General features: G+C 64.4%; 2 protein-coding genes. Both read right to left on the reverse strand.

What is annotated here, in order from left to right:
* Positions 1-85: 85 nt before the first annotated feature.
* The gene (locus ABF821_RS20735) at positions 86-517 is read right to left on the reverse strand and encodes a CopG family transcriptional regulator (RefSeq protein WP_415531439.1); all 432 of its coding nucleotides are present in this window, start codon (positions 515-517) and stop codon (positions 86-88) included.
* Positions 518-524: 7 nt separating this feature from the next.
* On the reverse strand, positions 525-2,525 hold the full coding sequence (locus tag ABF821_RS20740; protein WP_415531440.1) for a conjugal transfer protein TraG: 2,001 nt from the start codon (positions 2,523-2,525) through the stop codon (positions 525-527).
* Between the last annotated feature and the right edge of the window lie 46 nt (positions 2,526-2,571).

The raw sequence follows: 2,571 nt of genomic DNA on the forward strand, positions 1-2,571 counted from the left end.
TGCTGTTTTCTCCCGTTTTCAACAGCATTTTCCTGCGATCGTACAGGATCGTAACGGATGCGGTTTTTACTTGCGGATCGCGGGATCAGGATTCCGATGTGGGAGGCACATCCTCCGGGATCTCCTGCCGGAAGAACGGCCCCCGGCTGAGTCGCCGCCCGAGGGCAGCCACGAACGCCTCGTAGCGTTCCGCCCCCTGTGCCCGCGCCGCCGCTGCGGCCGGTTCCGGCAAGGGCGGGCTGACCGTCATCCAGTAGCGGATGAACAGGGCCAGCGTCTCAAGGCTGATCCCGAGATCGCGCTCCATGCGAGCGACCTGCCGGTCGAGGCGGTCCAGCCTGCGGCTCATCGCCGCTTCCCGCCGCTCGTCAGCATCTGGCGACAGGAAGGATGCGATGGCCGCTTCCGCCACGAGAGACAGGGAAAGATCGCGCCGTGCCGCATGGACGGTCAGGGCGTCCAGCAGTTTCGGTTCCAGATAGACCGACAGCCGTGCCTTCTTCGGGAATGTTCTCATTGCCCCCTCACAGCCCAAGGTCATCGCCACGATCGAGGCCGGCCTGCCGGGCGATCCGCGTCAGGTCGGCGCGGTCCCGTGCTTCCGGATCCGGGGGCGGTTCTTCACCAAAGAGATCGGGGACCGTGCGCTTCCTATGCTTGCCGATATCCGCCGGGTCATGCTCGCGCGACCATTTCCGCCCTGTGCCGAGGGATTCATCACTATCGGCATCATCGGGTTTGTCGGGCGCTGCTGACGGTGCCGTCTCCTCCGGTGACGGGGTGGCAGGAGATGGACGGCCACTCCAGTCATCGGGCCGGACAGGCCGTGGCAGTTGCGCCGGATCAGGCGGCGGCAGCACACGCTCGATGAAACGGCGATCCCGGAAATACCGCGCCTTCCGTGCGCGGATGGGCGGACACCCCGCCACCATGACCACTTCCTCCCGTGCCGGGATCTGCATGACTTCGCCCACCGTCATCAGGGGCCGAGCACTTTCCTGACGTGAAACCATCAAATGCCCAAGCCAGGGCGACAGCCGATGCCCGGCATAGTTCTTCTGCGACCGGATCTCGGTGGCCACACCCAAACCGTCGGACACACGCTTCGCGGTGCGTTCATCGTTCGTGGCGAAACTGACCCTGACGTGACAATTGTCCAGGATGCTGTTGTTCTGGCCGTATGCCTTGTCGATCTGGTTGAGGGATTGCGCGATCAGGAACGCCTTGATCCCGTAGCCCGCCATAAAGGCCAGAGCGCTTTCGAAGAAATCCAGACGTCCAAGGGCGGGAAACTCGTCGAGCATCAGCAGCAGGCGGCGACGCCCCTCCCGGCCGGACAGATCCTCCGTCAACCGCCGCCCAATCTGGTTGAGAATCAGGCGGATCAGCGGTTTGGTGCGGCTGATATCCGACGGCGGGATCACGAAATACAGGGAAACGGGCTGTTCGCCCTCCAGCAGATCACCGATCCGCCATTCGCAGCGACTGGTCACGGTCGCCACCACCGGATCACGATAGAGGCCGAGAAACGACATGGCGGTGGACAGCACGCCGGAACGCTCGTTGTCGGACTTGTTCAGCAGTTCTCGCGCAGCAGACGCCACGACGGGATGCGGCCCTGCCTTCCCGAGATGCGATGTCCGCATCATGGCCGACAGGGTCGCCTCGATCGACCGCTTCGGGTCGGAGAGGAATTTCGCCACCCCGGCGAGCGTCTTGTCGTCCTCGGCATAGAGCACATGCAGGATCGCGCCGACCAGCAGGGCGTGGGAGGTCTTTTCCCAATGGTTGCGCCGCTCCAGCGAGCCTTCGGGATCGACCAGAATATCGGCGATGTTCTGCACGTCACGAACTTCCGACGCTCCACGCCGAACCTCCAGCAGCGGGTTGTAGGCCGAGGACACCGGATTGGTGGGGTCGAACAACAGCACCCGCCCGAAGGTTGCACGAAAACCGGCGGTGATCTGCCAGTTCTCGCCCTTGATGTCGTGGATGATGGCCGAACCCGGCCAGGTCAGAAGTGTGGGGATCACCATACCCACACCCTTGCCGGTGCGCGTCGGCGCGAAGGTCAGGACGTGCTCGGGGCCATCATGCCGAAGATAGGCCCGGCGGTATTTCCCCAGCACCACGCCATCCTCGCCCAGCAGCCCCGCCGCGCGGATTTCCGCGTCCTCGGCCCAGCGGGCGGAACCATAGGTCGCGGCCCGCTTCGCCTCGCGGGCGCGATGGACGGACAGCGCCACGGCTGCCACAAAAGCCAGCACCCCGCCGGAACCCGCGATCCAGGCACCACGCGCAAACACCGCCGGCGCGTAGGCGTCGAACTCGTACCACCACCAGAAAAACAGTGGTGGGGCATAGATTGGCCAGCGGTGCAGGATCGTGAACCACGGCCGGCCGAGTTCCGGCTGGAACGCCAGTGCCCAGGCCGTCCATTGTGTCGCCGTCCACCAGGACAGCACGATCATGGACAGGACCACGAGCGCCTGCCCCCACTGGATACGTGTTCCCAACTGGTCCATCGAGTCCTCCCCTCGTTATGGGAGACAGCGAAGAACCGGGATTTTC

Source organism: Gluconacetobacter sp., assembly GCF_047721585.1.
GTDB lineage: Bacteria > Pseudomonadota > Alphaproteobacteria > Acetobacterales > Acetobacteraceae > Gluconacetobacter > Gluconacetobacter dulcium.

What these genes read in the sequence shown, in the direction of transcription:
- ABF821_RS20735 (WP_415531439.1), bottom strand. Translation starts at nt 517, where the DNA reads ATGAGAACATTCCCGAAGAAGGCACGGCTGTCGGTCTATCTGGAACCG.
- ABF821_RS20740 (WP_415531440.1), bottom strand. Translation starts at nt 2,525, where the DNA reads ATGGACCAGTTGGGAACACGTATCCAGTGGGGGCAGGCGCTCGTGGTC.